The following is a 19,502-nucleotide window of genomic DNA, read 5'->3' as shown; positions in this document are numbered from 1 at the left end:
TACCCTCCTATTTTTCCTGTAAGTCCTTGTTGCGCGAGCGATGCACCCAGATGATGCAGCCCACGATGATGAGCGCCATCGGCGGGAAGAGCATCATGCCGCAGTTCGAATAGAATCCGCCCTCGGCCATGTACCAGCTCTCGGGAATGATGCGGAAGCCCAGCAGGCTGCCCGAACCGAGCAGTTCGCGGAAGAAGGCCACCGTGACGAGAATCATGCCGTAGCCCAGGCCGTTGCCGATGCCGTCGAGGAACGAAGCCCACGGCTTGTTGCCCAAAGCGAAGGCCTCGACGCGGCCCATGACGATACAGTTCGTGATGATAAGACCCACATAGACCGACAACTGCTTGGAGACTTCGTAAACGAAGGCCTTGAGCACCTGATCGACGAGAATCACCAGCGCGGCGATCACGACGAGCTGGACGATGATGCGGATCCGGGCCGGCACACCGGTACGGATCAGCGACATCACCAGATTCGAGAATCCGGTGACGACCGTCACGCTGAGCGCCATGACGATGGCCGGCTTCAACTGCACGGTGACGGCCAGCGCCGAGCAGATACCGAGGATCTGCACGATGACCGGGTTGTTCGCGGAGAACGGCCCCGTCAGATATTTCATATTCTTGGCCGAAAACAAAGGCTCTTTTTCGTTCTTACTCATTGTTTCCTACGTTTTCTTCGTTAGACACTTCCGCTGCGGGGGCCGCCGGCTCCGACGCGGTGCGCTTGGCCTCCAGCAGGGGCAGATAGTTTCTGAGACTGTTTTCGAGCATCAGCGACACGCCGTCGGAAGTCTTCGTACCGCCCGAAATGGCATCCACCTCATGCAGCGGGTCCTTGGCACCGCCCTTGCGGAGTTTCACCGAGACGAATTTGTCGCCGTCGAAAATCTGTTTGCCGACGAACAGCGCCTGGTATTTGGGCGTCGAGATCTCGGCTCCCAGACCCGGCGTCTCGCCCTTGTGGGCCATGATGATACCGGCCACCGTGTTCATATCCTTCTCCAGGGCGAGGTATCCCCACACCGGTCCCCAGAGGCCCATGCCCGTAACGGGAATGACCACGCGGCCGTCGCGGGCCTCGAAGATCGGGAACTTGCCCGCGGCAAAAGCGCCCGGCAGGTCGTTGAGCAGGGCGAAAATATCGCCCGCATCCTCCACCTTCCGCCCCTCGGCATCGACCACATACGCGTCGATGAACTCGTCGTAGGACTCGCCCTGCGCGGCCAGCGAGCCGAGGATGGCCTGCTTCTTCTCGTTGAGCTCGTTCTCCGCCTGACGTTTCTGAAGACCCAGCGCGGCCAGCGCCAGCAGCGTGGCCACGACGACGACCATCACCGTCGAATAGAGCACGATATAGGCATTGCTGTTCGTATCGCCGAACAGCCCCTTCTTACCCTTCAGCTCCGTGAATTCCGAGGCGGGAGCGCCGCAGACGGGGCAGGTGTCGGGCGCGGCCGCTCCTTCGTGGACGTAGCCGCAGACGTTGCATTTGAATTGTTTCTTAGCCATATCTCACACCCTATTTTGCAGTTTTAACACGTTTCTTGCGGCGCGAAATGCTGGACTCGACCACGAAGTAGTCCACCAGCGGCGCCAATGCGTTCATGAAGAGGATCGAAAGCATCATGCCCTCGGGATATGCGGGGTTCACGACGCGGATCATCACGGCCAGCGCGCCGGTCATCAGACCCACGATGTACTTGCCCCTGTTGGTCTGCGCCGAGGTGACGGGATCGGTCGCCATGAAGACGGCGCCGAAGGCGAAGCCGCCGACGATCAGATGCCACCAGGCCGGATACTCCGTCACGCCGAGCGCCTGGAACAGGTAGCCCATCGCAAGGCCGCCGACGAACACCGACACCATCGTGCGCCACGAAGCGATGCCCGTGAAGAGGAGAATCGCCGCACCGATAAGGATGGCCAGCGTCGAGGTCTCGCCGAACGATCCGGGGATGAAGCCCAGGAAAGCGTCCGCCGGCGAGAAAGCCATCGTACCCGTCGTCGAAAGCTGTTCGAGCGCCGTGGCGCCCGTGATGCCGTCCACCTTGGCGCCCATCATCGTCCAGTCGGAGAACCATACGGTCTCGCCCGACATGGAAGGCGTGTAGGCGAAGAAGGCGAAGGCGCGGGCCAGCAGCGCCGGGTTGAAGACGTTCATGCCCGTACCGCCGAAGACCTCCTTGCCGAAGACGACGGCGAAGGCCGTGGAGAGTGCCACCATCCAGAGCGGCGTCGAGACGGGGAAGATCATCGGGATCAGCAGACCCGTCACGAGGAAACCTTCGTTCACCTCGTGGCCGCGCGCCTGCGCGAAGCCGAACTCGATGCCCAGACCCACGACATAGGAGACGCAGACCATCGGCAGCACGCGCACCAGACCGTAGAAGAAGGCCTGGAAGCCCGTGAGGCCCACCTGCATACCCGTGTTGAAACAGCCGAACAGGAAGGCCGGCATCAGCGCCAGCACGACGACGATCATCGTACGCTTCATGTCGTTGCAGTCGCGGATGTGCGCACCCTTCGAGGTCGTCGTGTTGGGAACGAAGAGGAAGGTCTCGAACGCATCGAACGTCGATTCCAGGAAGCCCAGCTTTCCGCCCTTGGAGAAGGTGGGCTTGATATTGTCCATGAATTTACGCAATCCCATCGGTTATGCCTCCTTAATCATTAAGTTAATACCGTCGCGAATGATCTGCTGGATCTCGATCTTCGAGGGATCGACGAACTCGCAGAGCGCGAAGTCCTCCTCGGTGACCTCGTAGATGCCGAGGTTCTCCATCTTGTCGATGTCGCCCGCAAGGCAGGCCTTGAGCAGATACATGGGGTAAATGTCCATCGGCAGGTACTGCTCGTAGAGCCCCGTCACGACGAACGGACGCTCGCCGCCGTTGAGGTTCGTGTCGAGGTTGTACTCCTTCTTCGGGCAGAGCCACGAGAAGTAGGCGCGCGAGACGGAGAACTTGTTCAGACGCGGCATCGCCCAGCCCAGCAGCTCGTACTTGTCGCCTTCGGGAATGGCCGTGAGCTGGTTGGCGTAGAAGCCCATGAAGCCCTCGGGCGAGGTCTTCGTGCCGGTGAGCACGTTGCCCGAGATGAAGCGGACGCGGTCGCCCTCCTTCTGCGGACGGACGTTGCCCGAGACGAGCGAATCGACGCGCGCACCCGAGACGATGCGGACGTAGTGCGGGTTTTCGATCTCCGAGCCGGTGACGGCGACGATGCGGCGCATGTCCACGCGGCCCTCATTGACCAGGCGGCCGATGATGGCCAGGTCCTGGATGTTCACCGTCCAGACGATGTCGCCCTTGTTGATCGGATCGACATGGTGGATCTGCACGCCGACGTTGCCCACGGGATGTTTGCCCGCGAAGGCGTGCAACTCGACGCCCTGGAGCGACGGCATCCGTCCCTCGGCCTTGGCGCGCACCGACAGGTGCACCTTGCCCAGCGTGAGGCGGCGCATCAGCTCGATGCCCGCCTGCAGGTTCCGCTGCTCGTCCCGCAGGACGAAGTTGTAGTCCGGAGCCAGCGGCGCGGAGTCGAAGGCGGAGATGAAGACCGCCTTCGGCGTGTCGTTCGGGTCGGCGATGACGCCGTAGGGTCGCTGCACGATCATCGGCCAGAGGCCCGAACGCAGCAGCAGTTCGACGATCTGTTCGCGCGAAGCGGTGCGGAGGTCGATCTTGCCGAACTCCTCGTAGCTCTGCCCGCCGTCGGGGGTCACCGTCACCGAGAGCACCTTGCGCTTCTCGCCGCGATTGACCGCCGCCACCGTGCCGCTGACGGGCGACGTGAAGAGGACCCGCTCGTTGTACTTGTTGAAGAACAACGGCGTACCGGCCTTCACCTTATCGCCCACCTTAACCAGCAGCTTGGGTGTCACGCCCTCGAAATCGAGGGGCGAGAGGGCGTACTCCGAAGCCTGAGGCGCATCGGAGAGCGACTCCCGGGGTTTACCCGCCAGATTGATGTCTAAACCCTTGCGTAGTGTAATGATTTTCGACATGGTTAAAGATTTTGATTGTTATGTTTGGTTTTCTTGGGTCTTTTCCGGATTCGTTTCAGGTCCCGTTCGCCATGTGTTAGCCGGCTAACAGCCTGAATCGCGTGCGAAAGTACTAATTTTTTCCCGAAAAAAACTATTTTACGGAGCATTATTTCCCGCCGGAAGCGAAAAAAAGGGGAACGGCCCGTTTTCCCGCTCCGGACGGACGGGCGGAAGCGGGATGCCGGGCGGAAAAATCGGACGAAGCCGCATCGGGAGAGGAATCCGTTTCCCGAAAAATTCCTACATTTGTCCCGTCATGGCCGAATACGTCAATATCCACACCCACCGCCCTGCGGGCCGCGGCATCGAGCTGCGCGCGAAGGGCGTGCATCCGTGGGACGCGGAGCGGGAGGACACGGCGACGCTCGGGCAGCGGCTCGGCGACGCGCAGGCCGTCGGCGAGACGGGGCTGGACTTCGCCTGCGGCGTCGCGCGCGAGGCGCAGACGGCGGCGCTCAGAGCCCAGTTGCGGCTGGCCTGCGAACGGGGGCTTCCGGTCGTGCTGCACTGCGTGCGGGCCTTCGAACCGCTGATGCGCGAACTGGCGGCCTGCCCGCCTCCGGCCGCGATTTTCCACGGATTCATCGGATCGCCCGAACAGGCGCGGCAGGCCGTGGCGAAGGGATATTACCTCTCGTTCGGCGAGCGCACCTTCGCCTCGCGCAAGACGCTCGAAGCCCTGCGCGAGGTTCCGTCCGACCGTCTCTTCTTCGAGACGGACGACAGCCCCGCAGCCATCGAAACGATCTACGCCCGGGCCGCGGAGGTGCGGCGAACGACCGTGGAAGAGCTGCGGCGGGCGACGGCGGAGAACTACCGCCGGCTGTTCGGGGAGAAGTGAAGGACGGCGGACGGCGCACAGGAGGGACACGACGGAAACGAACGAAAACGAACTGCATGGACAACTGGCTGGAGAGGACCGAGCTGCTGCTCGGCGAAGAGAAACTCGGCCGCCTCAGACGGGCGCACGTGCTCGTGGTGGGGCTGGGAGGCGTGGGGGCCTACGCCGCGGAGATGATCGCCCGGGCGGGCGTGGGCCGCATGACCGTGGCCGACGCCGACACGGTGAACGGGACGAACATCAACCGCCAGCTCGTGGCGCTGCACTCGACCGTCGGGAGGCCGAAGGCCGAGGTGCTGGCCGAACGGCTGCGCGACATCAACCCGGAAATAGACCTGAGCGTGGTGAACCGCTACATCCGCGACGAGGAGACCTACGCGCTGCTCGACGCGGCGCGGTACGACTACGTGGTGGATGCCATAGACACCCTGTCGCCCAAGCTGGCGCTCATCGCCGCGGCGCTCGAACGCCGCCTGCCGCTGGTCAGTTCGATGGGCGCGGGGGCCAAGACCGACCCCACGCGCATGGAGATCGCCGACATCGCCAAAACCCACCACTGCCCGCTGGCCCACATGCTGCGCAAACGGCTGCACAAGATCGGCATCCGCAGCGGATTCCGCGCCGTCTTCTCCCCCGAGCCGATGCGCGAAGGGGCGATGATCCTCTGCGAGGAGCGGAACAAGAAATCGAACGTCGGGACGATCTCCTACATCCCGCCGCTGTTCGGCATCGGCTGCGCCTCGGTGGTGATCCGCGGCCTGATCGGCGAGCTGGACTGAGGAGCCTTTCGGCACGAAGCGCGGCGCGGCCCGGGGCGGAATGCCTCCGGGCCGGGCCGCGACATGCGGCAGGAAGGATGGCGGGAATCGTCCGGCCGCCGTCAGAGCCGCAGTTTCAGCCCCGCGCGGATGGTGTCGGGCCGGAAGTTGAACACGGCGTTCATCTCGCCCGCCATGCAGAGCCCGCAGTCGTCGCAGATGCCCAGCCGCTCGCCCGAGCAGTTGGCGCGCGTATGGTCGGCATAGATGAAGTTCGTGACCCAGCAGCGGCGCTTGAAGCGGTTGTGCCGCATCAGCTCCAGCCCCGAGACGGAGTTCATCACCGGATAGCCCGCGCGCTTCATCCGGATCACGGTGTCGATCACCCGTTCGCGCTGTTCGCGCGTAATCATCAGGTCGTCGGCATCGGGGAAAGGTGTGTAGAAGTTGATCGAAATGCTCTCGATGGCGGGATTCCGCTTCACGTATTCGATCGTCTCGGCCACATGCTCCCAGTTGTACTTGTTCACCACCATATTGACGCTCAGATGCGGATGGCCGCAGGCGGCGATGTTGCGCTCCAGACGCGCGAACGTGCCTTCGCCGCGGATCATTTCGTGGTACTTCCCGCAGCCGTCGAGGCTGACCCAGATGCTGTCGGCATGGCTCCCGGCGAAGGGCAGCTGGGCGTTGGTGGTGATCGTCACGGAGAAGAAACCCACCTCGCGGGCCAGGTCGATCACGTCGTCGATCCGCTTGTCGCCGTCGCGCCAGATCATCACCTCGCCCCCCTCCAGATCGACGAAGCGCGAACCGAGGCGGTAGGAGTATTCCAGCTCGCGGCGGATCTCCTCGAAGGTCATCTCGTCGGGCGTAGCCCGCGAATAGACCGAGCAGTGCCTGCAACGGAGGTTGCATCGGTTCGAGATGAACAGCACGGTCTGCAACGGCCGTTTGCGGCCGAGAACCCGGGCTCCGAAGAACCACCAGCCGAGATAGAGCAACCGTTTGATTTTCTTCATAATCACTCCATTATTTCGAGTACGGTATAAACGACGAGCAGGATGAGCGCGAAGAACGAGACGAGGTTCCGCGCCAGCAGCCACCGCAGCATGAACCAGCCGATCCCCATGTCGCAGTATCTCTTGAAATCGCCCATGGGGCCCATCCACGGGGCCGTGCGCAGGGCGACGGGACGATCGAGAACATAGCTGCGCAGCGAACGCCACAGGAACGCGGCCATGGGCAGGAGCACGAACGTCGCAAGAGCCGCCGCGGGGAGCATCCCGCAGCCGGCGCCCGCGGCGACCAGCACGAACGGCGCGAAGCAGAAGAGGCCCGATGCGGCGATCATCGCCCGCGGCGTGCCGAGCAGGTGGGCCAGCGTGCGTTTGCCCATTCGGGAGTCGGCATGGCGGTCGAGCACGGAATGGGTGTAGAGGATGTTCGTGACGAGCAGTCCGACGGCCACGCCGACCAGCAGGACCGGACCGTCCAGCACGCCGCACGCCGCATACTGCACGCCGGCCATCAGCAGCGGACCGAACAACAGCCCGACGACCGGTTCGCCCAGCCCGCGATAGCCCAGGCGGAGCGGCCCGCCCGAATAGGAGATGCCGAGCACCGCCCCGATGCCGGCGAGGGCCAGCGGCACGACGCCCCGGCAGGCGACGACGACGGCCCCGGCTCCGGCGGCCAGTCCCAGAAACACGCAGACCGCCACGACGAGCTCCCGCACGGAGGCGGCGCCCGAACTGAGGTAAGGGTACTTCGCCACACGGGCGCGGATACCGTCCGAGGCCAGCCGCGTGCGCTTCTCGGCGCTCCCCTCGCGGTAATCGAAATAGTCGTCGGCGAGGTTCATGCCCAGGTGGGCGCACCCCACGCCGAAAGCGGCGACGAGGGCCAGCCAGAGGGAAAAACCGTCGTGACGCAGCGACATGCCGACGGCCAGCAGCACGGGCAGCATGCTCTGCGGCAGGGAGACCTGCCGCGCGTTCTTCATCCAGAAACCGATTCCGTTCATCACGCCGCAAAGGTAGCGTTTCCGGCAGAGAATAGCAACTCCGGACGGCGAATTTGCGGCAAAGCGGCCGTTGGACCATGCTCCGGGCCGCCTCCGGAACGGGTCGGAACGAGGAGCGAAGAGGGTCCGGCCATGCCCGGGATTCCGCCTCCGGCGGCGAAAACAGCGAAAAACGGCGGCACGGAAGCGCACGGAACCGAAAAAGCCGCTATCTTTGCACGAAGGGGACGCGCCGAAAGCCGGCGTTCCGATTCATAAAAACAAGGAAGATGAAACCGAAAATCGTATTTCTCGACGAATACAGCCTCGGCGGCGCCGACCTCTCGGCGATCCGCGCGCTGGGCGACTACACGGGTTACGCGACCACGCGCCGCGAGGAGGCAGCCGAACGCTGCCGCGACGCGGAGGTGGCGATCACGAACAAAGTGCCCATGCGCCGCGATACGCTCGAACGGCTGCCCCGCCTGCGGCTGATCTGCGTGGCGGCGACGGGCATGAACCACATCGACCTCGAGGCCGCCGCCGAACGGGGCATCGCCGTGCGCAACGCCGTGGGGTACTCGACCCACTCGGTGACCGAAACCACGATCGGCGCGGCGATCGCCCTGCTGCGGCAGACGGTCTATTACGATCGCTACGTGAAGAGCGAATACGCCGGATCGCCGCTGCAATACCATTTCGGACGCACGACCCGGCAACTGTACGGATCGCGCTGGGGTATCGTCGGGCTGGGAAACATCGGCCACAACGTGGCGCGGGTGGCCCGCGCGCTGGGCTGCGAAGTGGCCTACACCTCCACCTCGGGCGTCGTGCGCGAGGAGGAGTACCCCGCCCTGCCGCTCGACGAGCTGCTCGGCTGGGCCGACGTGGTGTCGATCCATGCGCCGCTCAACGAACGCACGCGCGGGCTGATCGGCGCCCGCGAGCTGGCGCGGATGAAACCCTCGGCCATACTCATCAACGTCGCCCGCGGCGGCATCGTGGACGAGGCGGCGCTGGCCGCGGCGCTCGACCGCGGAGAGCTGGCCGGCGCGGGGCTGGACGTCTTCGCGCACGAACCGATCGAAGAGGGCAATCCCCTGCTCTCGGTCCGCGAACCGGACCGGCTGCTGCTCTCGCCCCACAATGCCTGGTCGCCCGTCGAGGCGGTCGGCGTGCTCGTGGAGTGCATCGCCCGGAACATCCGCGGATTTTACGGCATCGGATAGTCATGGAGCCGACGGCAGCAACCGCCCCGCTCACGCCCGACCGGCGGCGGCAACGGGTGTTCGACTTCCTCGACGCCCACGGCATCCGCTACACGTGGTACGAACATCCGGAGGCCCCGACCTGCGAAATCGCCCTGCGCTACTGCCGCGGCGACGGCGCGAAGCACTGCAAGAACCTCTTTTTCCGCAACCACAAGGGCGACCGGCACTACCTGGTATGCTTCGACGCCGAACAACGGCTGGCGATCCGCGACCTCGAACAGCGGCTGCACCAGGGCAAGCTCTCGTTCGCCTCGGAACAACGCATGGAACGGTGGCTCGGACTGCGCCCCGGATCGGTCTCGGCATTCGGGCTGATAAACGACACGGCGAACCACGTGCACCTGTTCCTCGACTCCCGGATGCGCGAGTGGCCCCGCTACGCCTTCCACCCGAACGACAACCGCGCCACGGTGCTGCTCGAGCACGACGAGTTCATGCGCTACCTCGCCGCCGCGGGCAACGGATACGAGTTTTTGGAACTGTATTGACGCACACCGGGGCGTCTCCGGAGGCGGATATTTTCTGAAATGGATCGAAGAAAATGAATCTCAGGCTCTTCCGGAACGTTCGACCATCGACCGGATACGGGAGTTGAAATCGGTCTGCGCCAGAAGTTCCTCGAGCGACAGCGGCATCCTGTACCGCCAATAATGGCGGGGATTCGACGGCACGTTAATCCGTTCGCCGTGCGGATCCGGAGCACGCAACGCCGGATCCGTCGCAAGCCAGTCCTGCAAGGGGAAAACGGCCAGCATCGCAGGCGACGAAAGATGCTGTTCGAGGATGCGCCGGCAGATCTGCGGCGTGCAGACATCCGGGGCGTCGCCTTCCATCCCGAGCACATCGCGGTAAAACCGCTCCGTAAGCGCCCGGTCCTCCTCCCACCAGGCCCGCAGGGGGTTCATGTCGTGCGTCGAGGTGGTGCATACCGAGAGATAGGGATAACGCGACGGATCGGCAAAAAGCTCCCCGGCCGACTTGGGCATCCGCTGTATTTCGAGCGAAAGGATTCCGAGGCGGCGCATCACCTCCGGAACACAATCCGGAATCATGCCCAGATCCTCTCCGCAGGCCATCATTTCGGTGGAGGCGAGCAGCGGAGGCAGCTTGCTCATCGCCGAATCCCTCCAGCATGCGTTGTGGCGGCGGTAAAAGAATTCGTCGTACAACGCATCGAAACTCCTGCGCGAGGCATCGTCGAGCGAACGATACGCATAAGTGGCATGGGCCGCGATCCGCGGATGATAAAACCCTCTCTTGCGGGGGTCCTCCACGAACAGCACCTCTTCGGTAAGCCGCATGAGACCCTCCGAGAGGATTCGGTCGTGCTCGTCGTCCGCACGGAACCGCGCCGCAATCTTTCTCTGGGTCGAGCAGGAGGCCGCCAGACGGCCCTCCCTGACATATTTCGACTTCACCTCCTGCGCATACGCCCCGAAGATCTCGTCCAGCATGCGCTCCGAAACGCAGGGCGTCACGAACCGGCCCCCGGAGAGATCGAAACCCCGGCTTTTCAGTTCTTCGGACGAGTACGGCAACGCAGGGCTGAAATGCCCCAAAAGACCGCGCACGGAATCCACGGGGATCTCCCAGATTCTGAAAAACCCCAGAATGTGGTCGATTCTGAAGGCATCGAAATACTCCGACATCTTCGCCAGGCGGGATTTCCACCATCCGAAAGAGTCCCCGGCCATCCGTTTCCAGTCGTAGGTCGGGAATCCCCAGTTCTGGCCGAAAGCCGAAAAGGCATCGGGCGGAGCGCCGGCCTGCGAATCCATGTTGAACAGCCGCGGGGCGAACCACGCGTCGGCACTCGTGGGACTCACGCCGATCGGCAGGTCCCCCTTGAGGATCACGCCCCTGGAATGGGCATAGGCACAGGCGTCGGAGAGCTGAAGATGGAGGTGATATTGGACAAAGCAATGGAAATCCACCTCCCGGCGGTGTTTTCCACGGTACTCCTCCAGGGCTTTCCTGTCGTACTTCGCATATTTTCCCCAACGGGTGAAATCCGCCGTGGCGTATTCGTCGCGCAGGGTGCAAAAGAGCGCATACGGCAGCAGCCAGCGCTCGTTAAGGCTCAGAAACTCCCTGAACGGTTTCTTCGAGAGGATTTCCGCGCCTCCGTTCTCGAAAGTCTTCCGCAAAAGACGCAGTTTCTCCCTATTGACCCGCTCATAATCGACCTGCGGAAGGGCATTCAGCTCCTGCCGAAGCCTCAGATACTCCCCGTCGGCCGGAACCCCCGCGGCCGGAAGGTTCATAAACTGGGGATGGAGAGCGAAGGAGGAGTTGGCGTTGTAGGGATAAGAATCCGTCCAGGTCCCCGTCATCGTCGTATCGTTTATCGGAAGCAGTTGGATGACATGCTGCCCCGTCGCCACCGCCCAATCGACCATCTTCTTCAGGTCCGCGAACTCTCCCGTACCGAAGTCGTCTTCGCTCCGCAGGGAAAAGACCGGAACGGCGGTGCCCGCACCGCGCCAGCGCCGTCCCTGGAAATTCGGAACGTCGGATGCGAGAACCCTCGCCCTCGCTGGCGTCGCGGCACATGCGAAGACCCGGTTCTCCCCCTCCTCCCAGCGCAGCGGAGCGAGCGTTTTCCGATCGACGATCAGGTATTTATAGAGGAACGGACCGTCGATGCGCAGCGCGAGTCTCCAGTATGGAAACGCCGCGTCGTCCAGAGGAACGGGCTTCGTCCACGCCCCGAGTTCGGGAATATCGCCCGCGATGGCGAGTGTCTCATCGGGACGGACGTCGGCGAAGGCCGTGCAAACGAAAAGATTTTCATCGCCGACGGGCCGCGAGGCCGCCGTGTGCCGGCCCCGGGCGAAAATGCCCTGAGAGAATGCCGAAGAGTACAAAGGCGCATCCGAAGGCGTGTCGTTCCACCGGTCGGAAACGTCCGCGGAAGCGGCCGTGCAATTTTCGGGAAGCACGACCCGGTGTCCCTTCCACTCCCGACGGACGCACTTCCCGTCCCGAACCACCTCGTAGGAATATTCCCGGCCGGGAAGGTACCGGGCGATACACCCTCTCCATCTCCCCTCTCCGCAGTACTCCATCGGCAGGCGTCTGTTTCCGGGAGAGACGACAACGAGACGTTCTCCCCAACGGGTATTGTAGGTTATTTGAAGCAGCAGTTTCATATTCGGGGCCATCGGTGCTATGGTTGGCCGTACAAATATAGGCAAGTTTTCCATTCCCCGGCAACAGCGGACAGCCAAAAAACGCACGGACGGGCTCCGCATTCACCCTGCGGCAATATTTTCCGGCCCACCCCGCCCATCGGCCGGCCGGAATACCGAGAACACCTCCGACTGCCGTCACGCCGACAGCGTACGGAACCGGTCGCAACCCCCTCGGCCCGGGGCGGCTGGTCTCCCTTCCGAACGACACCCCGGCCTTGTACAGGCCGGGGTGTCGAATAGAACGGAACCGGAGCACGCCCGCACCGGACATGCGCATCGGTATATCGGGTACGGCTACGTATCGGTCCGTCCAACCCTATCGCCGCACGGCGGCATCAAAACTCGACGAGTGCCTCGCCCGTCATTTCGGCGGGTTGTTCGAGCCCCATGAGTTTCAGCACCGTGGGGGCCACGTCGGCCAAAATGCCGTTGCGCACCGACTTCACGCGGTCCGACACCACCACGATGGGCACGGGGTTGAGCGAATGGGCCGTATTGGGCGTGCCGTCGGCATTGAGCGCATTGTCGGCATTGCCGTGGTCGGCGATCATCACCACCTCGTAACCGTTGGCCTTGGCGGCCTCCACGACCTTCTCCACGCAGCCGTCCACGGCCTTCACGGCCTTCACGATGGCGTCGTAAACGCCCGTATGGCCCACCATGTCGCCGTTGGCGAAGTTCAGGCAGATGAAGTCGAATTTCCGCTCGCCGAGGGCGGCGACCAGCTTGTCGGCCACCTCGGGAGCCGACATCTCGGGCTGGAGGTCGTACGTGGCCACCTTGGGCGACGCCACGAGGATACGCTCCTCGCCCTCGAACTTCTCCTCGCGGCCGCCGTTGAGGAAGAACGTCACGTGGGCGTACTTCTCGGTCTCGGCGATGCGCAGCTGGCGGAGCCCCTGCTTCGAGACCCACTCGCCGATGGTGTCGGGCACATTCTCCTTGTCGAAGAGGATGTGCAGCCCCGTGAACTTGGCGTCGTAGGGGGTCATGCAGCAGTAGTAGAGCGGCAACGTGTGCATCCCCTCGGCGGGCATGTCCTCCTGCGTGAGGACGATCGTCAGCTCCTTGGCGCGGTCGTTGCGGTAGTTGAAGAAAACGACCAGATCGTTCGGACGAATCAGACCGACAGGCTGTCCCTGCGCATCGACGCGCACAACGGGCTTGATGAACTCGTCGGTGACCTCCGCATCGTAGGATTTCTGAACGGCTCCGGCCATGTCCGTCGCCGCCTCGCCGACGCCCTTGACCAGCGCATCGTAGGCGATCTTCACGCGTTCCCAGCGCTTGTCGCGGTCCATGGCGTAGTAGCGGCCGACGATCGTGGCGATCCGGCCGCCCGTCGAGGCGAGATGCCGTTCGAGCTGCTCGATGAAGCCCTTGCCGCTGCGCGGGTCGGTGTCGCGGCCGTCCATGAAGCAGTGCACGAAGGTCCGCTCCGAAACGCCGTACTCCCGGGCGATGTCGCAGAGTTTGAAAAGATGCTCGAACGAGGAGTGCACGCCGCCGTCCGAAGCGAGACCCATGAAATGCACGTTCGCGCCCTGTGCCCTGGCGTATTCGAACGCCTTGACGATCTCGGGATTCCGCAGGATCGAGTTGTCGCGGCAGGCGCGGTTGATCTTCACGAGGTCCTGATAGACCACGCGGCCGGCGCCGATATTGAGGTGACCGACCTCCGAATTGCCCATCTGACCGTCGGGCAGGCCGACGTTCTCGCCGTCGGTGCGCAGCTCGGCATGGGGATATTTTTCGGTCATGGCCGAAATGTAGGCGGGATGGACAGTAGAAATGACGTCCGCCTTGTCGTGACGGCCGTTGCCCCAGCCGTCGAGAATCATAAGAAGAACCTTGTTGTTCATAATCGTATGTCTTTAATATTGTTCCACAATATTCCATTCCGCACTCCCGCTTGAAGCGGGCAAAACGACGCGAGGCCGAACGCCGGGAAACGGGACGGCGCCCGCAAATCCGCGAAGCGGTCCGTTTCCGTGAAGCCGGATGTCGCTCCCGTAAAAAACGACATGCGGAGCTTTGGGCCGTACCTTCCGGCAGCGAAAGGCACTAAAACTATTTCACCTGCGCGGCGATCAGCTCCACGGCCTTGTCGATGGCGGCCTGCAACCCGTCAGGGTTCTTGCCGCCCGCCGTGGCGAAGAAGGCCTGACCGCCGCCGCCGCCCTGCATGAGCTTCGCGGCCTCGCGGACCACCGCCCCGGCATTCACGCCGCGGGAGGCGATCTCGTCGCCGAGCATCACCGTCAGCGTCGGCTTGCCGTCGCAGAGCGAGCCGACGACGAAGACCAGCCGCGGCGAACGGGCCCGCAGGCTGTACGCCAGATCCTTCACGAAGTCGGGCCGGCGGTCGGTCTGCGTGGCGAAGAGATGCATTCCGTCGCGCTCGGGCGTCGAGGCGGCGATCTTCTCGGCCCACTGCGCCACCTGCTCGCGGCGCATGGCCTCGACCTCTTTCGAGAGGGTCTCGTTGCTTTCGAGCATCTTCTTCACGGCCTGCAGGACCTGCGGGTTGTTCAGGTACTCGCCCACATTGCGCAGCGTGTCCTCCGCAGCGTAGATCACCTTCTCGGCTTGCTCGCCCGTGACGGCCTCGATACGCCGCACGCCGGCCGAAATGGCGCTTTCCGAGAGAATCTTGAAAAATCCGATCGTACCCGTCGAACGGGTGTGCGTTCCGCCGCACAACTCGACCGAATCGCCGAAGCGGACCATGCGGACGCGGTCGCCGTACTTCTCGCCGAAGAGCATCATCGCACCGGCGGCAGCGGCCTCCTCCTTCGTGGCGCTGCGGTTCTCCTCGAGCGGATAATCGGCACGCACGGCGCGGTTCACCAACTGCTCCACCTCGCGCAGCTCGGCGGGCGTCACCTTCTGGAAATGCGAGAAGTCGAAACGCAGCACCTCGGGCGTCACGAGCGACCCCTTCTGCTCGACATGCGTGCCGAGCACCTGCCGCAGGGCGGCGTGCATCAGGTGCGTCGCCGTATGGTTGTTGGCCGCCGACTGCCGCTTCCCGGCGTCCACGACGGCACGGAAAGAGGCCCCGGGATTCTCGGGGAGCTCGGCGGCGATATGGATGATGAGCCCGTTCTCCTTTTCGGTCGAAACGATCCCGATGCGCTCGTCGGCGCTCTCGATATACCCCACGTCGCCGATCTGGCCGCCCGAATTGCCGTAGAACGGCGTGCGGTCGAATACCAGCTGGTAGGTCGTGCGGCCCTTCGACACGATGCGGCGGTAACGCGCGATGCGGACCTCGTCGGTCAGCGTATCGTAGCCCGTAAAGACACTCTCGCGGATGGGCAGCAGCTCCACCCAGTCGTCGGTCGAGACGGCCGCGGCGTTGCGCGAACGCGCCTTCTGGGCCTGCAACTCCTCCTCGAAGGCCGCCAGGTCCACGCCGACCCCCTGCTCGCGGGCGATCAGCTCCGTGAGGTCGATCGGGAAACCGAACGTGTCGTAGAGCTCGAAGGCATCCCGGCCCGAAATCAGCCCGCGGCCCTCGCGCTTCGTGCGCTCGATGACGCCGTCGAGCAGGTTGATACCCGTGGCCAGCGTGCGCAGGAAGGAGGACTCCTCCTCCTCGATGACCTTCTCGATGAGCGTCTGCTGGGCCTTCAGCTCGGGGAACTGCCCGCCCATCTGCTCCACCAGCCCCGCGACGAGCCGGCACAGCGTGGGCTCCGTGAAGCCGAGGTAGGTGTAGCCGTAGCGCACGGCGCGGCGCAGGATGCGGCGGATGACGTAGCCCGCCTTGACGTTCGAGGGCAACTGCCCGTCGGCGATCGAGAAGGCGATGGCGCGCAGGTGGTCGGCCATGACGCGCATGGCCACGTCGCACTTCTCGTCCTGGCCGTAACGCTTGCCCGAAAGGGCCGCGATGCGGCCGATGGTAGGCTGGAAAACGTCCGTATCGTAGTTGGACTTCTTGCCCTGCAGAATCATGCAGAGGCGCTCGAAGCCCATGCCCGTATCGACGTTGCGCGCCGGCAGTTCCTCGAGCGAACCGTTGGCCTTGCGGTTGAACTGCATGAAGACCAGGTTCCATATCTCGATCACCTGCGGATGGCCCGCATTGACCATCTCGCGGCCCGGACGGGCGGCGATCTCCGCCTCGTCCCGCAGGTCGAAATGAATCTCGGAGCAGGGACCGCAGGGCCCCGTCTCGCCCATCTCCCAGAAATTGTCGTGCTTGTTCCCGCGGATGATATGGTCCTCGGGAAGGAACCGCTTCCAGAAGCCGTAGGCCTCCTCGTCGAACGGCACGCCGTCCTCCTCCGAACCCTCGAAGACCGTGGCGTACATCCGCTCGGCGGGCAGCTTGTAAACGTCGTGCAGCAGCTCCCACGCCCACTCGATCGCCTCGCGCTTGAAGTAGTCGCCGTAGGACCAGTTGCCCAGCATCTCGAACATCGTGTGGTGGTAGGTGTCGTGTCCCACCTCCTCCAGGTCGTTGTGCTTGCCCGAGACGCGCAGGCATTTCTGCGTATCGGCCGCCCGCGGATACTTGCGGGGCGCGTTGCCCAGGAAAATATCCTTGAACTGGTTCATGCCCGCATTGGTGAACATGAGCGTGGGGTCGCCCTTGACGACCATCGGAGCCGACGGCACGATCACGTGACCCTTCGAAGCGAAGAAGTCGAGAAAGGCGCGGCGAATTTCATTCGATTCCATTTGCAAGATATACTTTTTTCCGAATTTGCCCGTTTGATTTCGGGTTGCAAAATTACACAATTAAAGTTAAATTTGCACCTTGCAAAGGGCAGTTTTTTCCGCGATGAAGCAAAAAGAGGAGGGATTCGGCACGCAGCGCTTCGCCCGCGAAGCGCAGGCGCTCACGCACGAGGCGACGGCGCTCACGCGCGAAGTCGTCACGGCGCCGTTCCGTCTGAGGACCTACCGGCTGATCCGCAAAATCCTCATCGGATTCATCCTCGTCTCGATCGCCAACGTCCTCTTCTCCTACTTCTTCTACACGCCCAAGATGTACCGCATCCTGAGCGACAACCGCGAAATCGTCATCCGCTACCGCATCCTGCAGGACCGCATCCGCACGGCGCAGCGGAAAGTGGACGAAATCCGCCACCGCGACAACCACGTTTACCGTGCGCTCTTCTCGACCGACACGCTCTCGATTCCCGGGGTGTGGCAGCCCTACCCCGATTCGAAATACGCCCCGCTGGCCGGCGACGACTACGCCCCCCTGATGATTCCCGCGTGGAAGGAGCTGGACGCACTGGCCCGCACGATCTACCTCGAATCGGTCTCCTTCGACGAATTGCAGCGGCTCTCGAAGAACAAGGAGCAACTGTCGGCGGCCGTGCCGGCCATCTGGCCCATCGACCGCGCGGCGCTCCACGGCAACCACATCGGCGCTTTCTCGCCGCGCCGTTTCCACCCCGTGCTGCACCGCGTGGTGGCCCACACGGGCATCGACCTGGGATGCGACCGCGGCACGCCGGTTTACGCCACGGGCGATGCCGTGGTGGAGCTGGCCGCGGCGGCCGGCTACAACGGAGGCTACGGCAAGCAAGTGCTGCTCGACCACCAGTTCGGATACAAGACCCGCTACGCCCACCTGAGCGAGGTGCTCGTCCGGCCGGGCGACCGCGTCCGGCGCGGGCAGCTCATCGCCCGCACGGGCAACACGGGCCGTTCGACCGGTCCGCACCTCCACTACGAGGTGATCCACAAGGGCGTACCCGTCAATCCGATCAACTATTTCAACCGCAACATGACCGCCGAGGAGTACGAACGCCTCATGGAAAGTCTGCGCGAAACCAATTTCGAAACGCTCTGAGATGACCGGGAAGAAGGATCTGGCACGCCTGCGCAAGCGCCGCCGCCGCAAACAGCGCATCATCCGCACGACGGTCCACCTGTTCGTGTGGCTGGGAGCCGCCGTACTCTACTACATCGGCTTCTCGCTCTTCTTCGACACGCCGCTCGAATACGAGATGAAGCACTCGACGGACCGACTGCGCAGCGAATACGCGGCGCTCACGCAGCGTTACGACTCGCTGCAAACGGTCATGGAGAACCTCGCGGCGCGCGACCGCAGCGTGTTCCGCATTCTTTTCGAGTCGGACCCCTACGACTTCGACTCGGAGTACGAACGGCAGCAGAGCCTGACCTACGAGAAGATCGTGGACCGCTCGACACGCCGCCTCAAACGCGAACTGCGCGACCGCGTGGCCGACATGGAGCGACGGCTCGGACAGCTCAACGACACCTATCTCGCCCTGCAGGAGCGCATCGACTCGGCCGGACGCGACTGCGACCGGATTCCCTCGATACAGCCCGTCATCAACAAGCAGCTCACGCTGCTCACGGCCTCCTACGGAATGCGCATCCACCCCTTCTACAAGACGCTGCAATCGCATCAGGGCGTCGATTACACCATTCCCGAAGGGTCCCGCGTCTTCGCCACGGCCGACGGCGTGGTGCGCGACGTGGCCACGCGCAACTCGACACAGGGGCGGACCGTAGTGATCGACCACGGCAACGGCTACGAAACCTCGTACAGCCACCTTTCGCGCATCAACGTCCGCCGCGGGCAGCAGGTCCGCCGCGGCGACATCATCGCCCTTTCGGGCGACACGGGCCTCTCGCTCTCGCCGCACCTCCACTACGAAGTGCGCTACAACGGCATGCGCGTGGACCCGGTCCATTACTTCTTCATGGAGCTGTCCCCCTCGGAATACCAACGGCTCATCCGCATCGCCCAGTCGGGGATGCAGGCTTTCGACTGACCTCCGCGCCATGACCGATTCCCGGATCAGACTTCTGCTGCTCGACTTCGACGGCACGCTGGCAGACACGCGGCGCGCCAACACGCTCGCCTATGTCGAAACGCTGCGCGAAGCGGGCTACGCCCTGACCGAGGAGGAGTATGCGGCCCGCTATTTCGGGATGCGCTGTGAGGAGTTCCTCACGCGGATCGGCGTCGCCGATCCCGCGGAACGCGAGCGGCTGCGGCTGCGCAAGATCGCGCTCTATCCCCGCTATTTCGACACCGTGCGGCTCAACCGGCCGCTATGGGAATTCTGCCGGCAGTTCCGCGCGCAAGGGGGCCGCGTGTGGATCGTCTCGACGGGCAGCCGCGCCAACATCGGGAACGTCATGCGTCATCTGGGTATCGGAGGTCCCGCCGCAGGACCGGACGAAGCGCCCCTGGGCCGGGTGGACGGAGTGCTTTCCGGCGCGGACGTCGCACGCAGCAAGCCCCACCCCGACTGTTTCCTGGAGGCCATGCGCCGCGAAGGATGCTCGCCGCGCGAAACGCTTATCTTCGAGGATTCGGCCATCGGCATCGAGGCCGCCCGCCGCAGCGGAGCGGGCTATGTCGTCGTCAGACTCTGA

16 protein-coding genes are annotated in these 19,502 nt (G+C 63.7%); 7 read left to right on the top strand and 9 right to left on the bottom strand.

Translation table 11 applies throughout. The features are described 5' to 3' along the window. Positions 1 to 7: 7 nt before the first annotated feature. From FME97_RS10560 to FME97_RS10545, 4 genes are read right to left on the bottom strand one after another with little or no spacing between them, the layout of a single operon-like run. A complete protein-coding gene (locus tag FME97_RS10560) occupies positions 8 to 664 on the bottom strand; it encodes an NADH:ubiquinone reductase (Na(+)-transporting) subunit D (RefSeq protein ID WP_141429595.1) in 657 nt (218 codons plus the stop codon). After that, complete coding sequence (locus FME97_RS10555; RefSeq protein ID WP_141429594.1) at positions 657 to 1,514, bottom strand: Na(+)-translocating NADH:ubiquinone reductase subunit C; 858 nt, start codon at positions 1,512 to 1,514, stop codon at positions 657 to 659. Before FME97_RS10555 ends, FME97_RS10560 begins: the two co-directional genes overlap by 8 nt. Positions 1,515 to 1,524: 10 nt before the next feature. Then, positions 1,525 to 2,634 carry an NADH:ubiquinone reductase (Na(+)-transporting) subunit B gene (gene nqrB, locus FME97_RS10550; protein WP_141430022.1) on the bottom strand — a complete coding sequence of 370 codons (1,110 nt, stop codon included), beginning with the start codon at positions 2,632 to 2,634 and terminating at the stop codon, positions 1,525 to 1,527. Between the two features lie 21 nt (positions 2,635 to 2,655). Next, positions 2,656 to 4,011 carry a Na(+)-translocating NADH-quinone reductase subunit A gene (locus tag FME97_RS10545; RefSeq protein ID WP_141429593.1) on the bottom strand — a complete coding sequence of 452 codons (1,356 nt, stop codon included), beginning with the start codon at positions 4,009 to 4,011 and terminating at the stop codon, positions 2,656 to 2,658. Positions 4,012 to 4,309: 298 nt separating this feature from the next. Between FME97_RS10545 and FME97_RS10540 the strand changes: the two genes are divergently transcribed. Both FME97_RS10540 and FME97_RS10535 read left to right on the top strand, forming a co-directional pair. Next, positions 4,310 to 4,894, top strand: a complete 585-nt coding sequence (locus FME97_RS10540; RefSeq protein ID WP_141429592.1) for a TatD family hydrolase — start codon at positions 4,310 to 4,312, stop codon at positions 4,892 to 4,894. A gap of 56 nt (positions 4,895 to 4,950) precedes the next feature. Further along, positions 4,951 to 5,673 (top strand): tRNA threonylcarbamoyladenosine dehydratase, encoded by a 723-nt coding sequence (locus FME97_RS10535; protein WP_141429591.1) that lies wholly within the window; start codon positions 4,951 to 4,953, stop codon positions 5,671 to 5,673. A 101-nt stretch (positions 5,674 to 5,774) separates the two neighbouring features. Here FME97_RS10535 and FME97_RS10530 read toward each other — a convergent pair whose 3' ends face one another. Further along, positions 5,775 to 6,674 carry a radical SAM protein gene (locus FME97_RS10530; protein WP_162852164.1) on the bottom strand — a complete coding sequence of 300 codons (900 nt, stop codon included), beginning with the start codon at positions 6,672 to 6,674 and terminating at the stop codon, positions 5,775 to 5,777. A gap of 2 nt (positions 6,675 to 6,676) precedes the next feature. After that, the gene (locus FME97_RS10525; protein WP_162502076.1) at positions 6,677 to 7,657 is read right to left on the bottom strand and encodes a prenyltransferase; all 981 of its coding nucleotides are present in this window, start codon (positions 7,655 to 7,657) and stop codon (positions 6,677 to 6,679) included. Between the two features lie 290 nt (positions 7,658 to 7,947). On the opposite strand from FME97_RS10525, the gene FME97_RS10520 reads away from it, so the two are divergent. Both FME97_RS10520 and FME97_RS10515 read left to right on the top strand, forming a co-directional pair. Beyond that, the gene (locus tag FME97_RS10520) at positions 7,948 to 8,886 is read left to right on the top strand and encodes an NAD(P)-dependent oxidoreductase (RefSeq protein WP_141429589.1); all 939 of its coding nucleotides are present in this window, start codon (positions 7,948 to 7,950) and stop codon (positions 8,884 to 8,886) included. Between the two features lie 2 nt (positions 8,887 to 8,888). Next, complete coding sequence (locus FME97_RS10515; protein WP_141429588.1) at positions 8,889 to 9,416, top strand: prolyl-tRNA synthetase associated domain-containing protein; 528 nt, start codon at positions 8,889 to 8,891, stop codon at positions 9,414 to 9,416. Positions 9,417 to 9,476: 60 nt separating this feature from the next. Here FME97_RS10515 and FME97_RS10510 read toward each other — a convergent pair whose 3' ends face one another. From FME97_RS10510 to alaS, 3 genes are all read right to left on the bottom strand, one after another. Next, positions 9,477 to 12,080 carry a 4-alpha-glucanotransferase gene (locus FME97_RS10510; protein WP_141429587.1) on the bottom strand — a complete coding sequence of 868 codons (2,604 nt, stop codon included), beginning with the start codon at positions 12,078 to 12,080 and terminating at the stop codon, positions 9,477 to 9,479. A gap of 377 nt (positions 12,081 to 12,457) precedes the next feature. Beyond that, complete coding sequence (gene gpmI, locus FME97_RS10505) at positions 12,458 to 13,984, bottom strand: 2,3-bisphosphoglycerate-independent phosphoglycerate mutase (RefSeq protein WP_141429586.1); 1,527 nt, start codon at positions 13,982 to 13,984, stop codon at positions 12,458 to 12,460. Positions 13,985 to 14,192: 208 nt separating this feature from the next. Beyond that, positions 14,193 to 16,814 carry an alanine--tRNA ligase gene (gene alaS / locus FME97_RS10500; RefSeq protein ID WP_141429585.1) on the bottom strand — a complete coding sequence of 874 codons (2,622 nt, stop codon included), beginning with the start codon at positions 16,812 to 16,814 and terminating at the stop codon, positions 14,193 to 14,195. 103 nt (positions 16,815 to 16,917) lie between these two features. Here alaS and FME97_RS10495 point away from each other — a divergent pair, with 103 nt between their 5' ends. Genes FME97_RS10495 through FME97_RS10485 form a run of 3 tightly spaced genes read left to right on the top strand, consistent with a single transcriptional unit; the run spans position 16,918 to position 19,502 of the window. Beyond that, entirely contained in the window at positions 16,918 to 17,940 is a 1,023-nt protein-coding gene (locus FME97_RS10495; RefSeq protein ID WP_141429584.1) for a M23 family metallopeptidase, read from the top strand. 1 nt (position 17,941) lies between these two features. Beyond that, positions 17,942 to 18,892 carry a M23 family metallopeptidase gene (locus FME97_RS10490; protein ID WP_141429583.1) on the top strand — a complete coding sequence of 317 codons (951 nt, stop codon included), beginning with the start codon at positions 17,942 to 17,944 and terminating at the stop codon, positions 18,890 to 18,892. Between the two features lie 10 nt (positions 18,893 to 18,902). After that, positions 18,903 to 19,502: an HAD family hydrolase gene (locus FME97_RS10485; RefSeq protein WP_141429582.1), complete on the top strand. Its 600-nt coding sequence runs from the start codon at positions 18,903 to 18,905 to the stop codon at positions 19,500 to 19,502.

This window comes from Alistipes dispar, from assembly GCF_006542685.1.
Taxonomy (GTDB): domain Bacteria; phylum Bacteroidota; class Bacteroidia; order Bacteroidales; family Rikenellaceae; genus Alistipes; species Alistipes dispar.
Note: the sequence above shows the minus strand (reverse complement) of the source record. Positions and strands in the feature narration are given on the sequence as shown.

Coding starts and splice junctions, on each gene's coding strand:
- FME97_RS10560 (WP_141429595.1), bottom strand. CDS start 664: ATGAGTAAGAACGAAAAAGAGCCTTTGTTTTCGGCCAAGAATATGAAA.
- FME97_RS10555 (WP_141429594.1), bottom strand. CDS start 1,514: ATGGCTAAGAAACAATTCAAATGCAACGTCTGCGGCTACGTCCACGAA.
- nqrB (WP_141430022.1), bottom strand. CDS start 2,634: ATGGACAATATCAAGCCCACCTTCTCCAAGGGCGGAAAGCTGGGCTTC.
- FME97_RS10545 (WP_141429593.1), bottom strand. CDS start 4,011: ATGTCGAAAATCATTACACTACGCAAGGGTTTAGACATCAATCTGGCG.
- FME97_RS10540 (WP_141429592.1), top strand. CDS start 4,310: ATGGCCGAATACGTCAATATCCACACCCACCGCCCTGCGGGCCGCGGC.
- FME97_RS10535 (WP_141429591.1), top strand. CDS start 4,951: ATGGACAACTGGCTGGAGAGGACCGAGCTGCTGCTCGGCGAAGAGAAA.
- FME97_RS10530 (WP_162852164.1), bottom strand. CDS start 6,674: ATGAAGAAAATCAAACGGTTGCTCTATCTCGGCTGGTGGTTCTTCGGA.
- FME97_RS10525 (WP_162502076.1), bottom strand. CDS start 7,657: ATGAAGAACGCGCGGCAGGTCTCCCTGCCGCAGAGCATGCTGCCCGTG.
- FME97_RS10520 (WP_141429589.1), top strand. CDS start 7,948: ATGAAACCGAAAATCGTATTTCTCGACGAATACAGCCTCGGCGGCGCC.
- FME97_RS10515 (WP_141429588.1), top strand. CDS start 8,889: ATGGAGCCGACGGCAGCAACCGCCCCGCTCACGCCCGACCGGCGGCGG.
- FME97_RS10510 (WP_141429587.1), bottom strand. CDS start 12,080: ATGAAACTGCTGCTTCAAATAACCTACAATACCCGTTGGGGAGAACGT.
- gpmI (WP_141429586.1), bottom strand. CDS start 13,984: ATGAACAACAAGGTTCTTCTTATGATTCTCGACGGCTGGGGCAACGGC.
- alaS (WP_141429585.1), bottom strand. CDS start 16,814: ATGGAATCGAATGAAATTCGCCGCGCCTTTCTCGACTTCTTCGCTTCG.
- FME97_RS10495 (WP_141429584.1), top strand. CDS start 16,918: ATGAAGCAAAAAGAGGAGGGATTCGGCACGCAGCGCTTCGCCCGCGAA.
- FME97_RS10490 (WP_141429583.1), top strand. CDS start 17,942: ATGACCGGGAAGAAGGATCTGGCACGCCTGCGCAAGCGCCGCCGCCGC.
- FME97_RS10485 (WP_141429582.1), top strand. CDS start 18,903: ATGACCGATTCCCGGATCAGACTTCTGCTGCTCGACTTCGACGGCACG.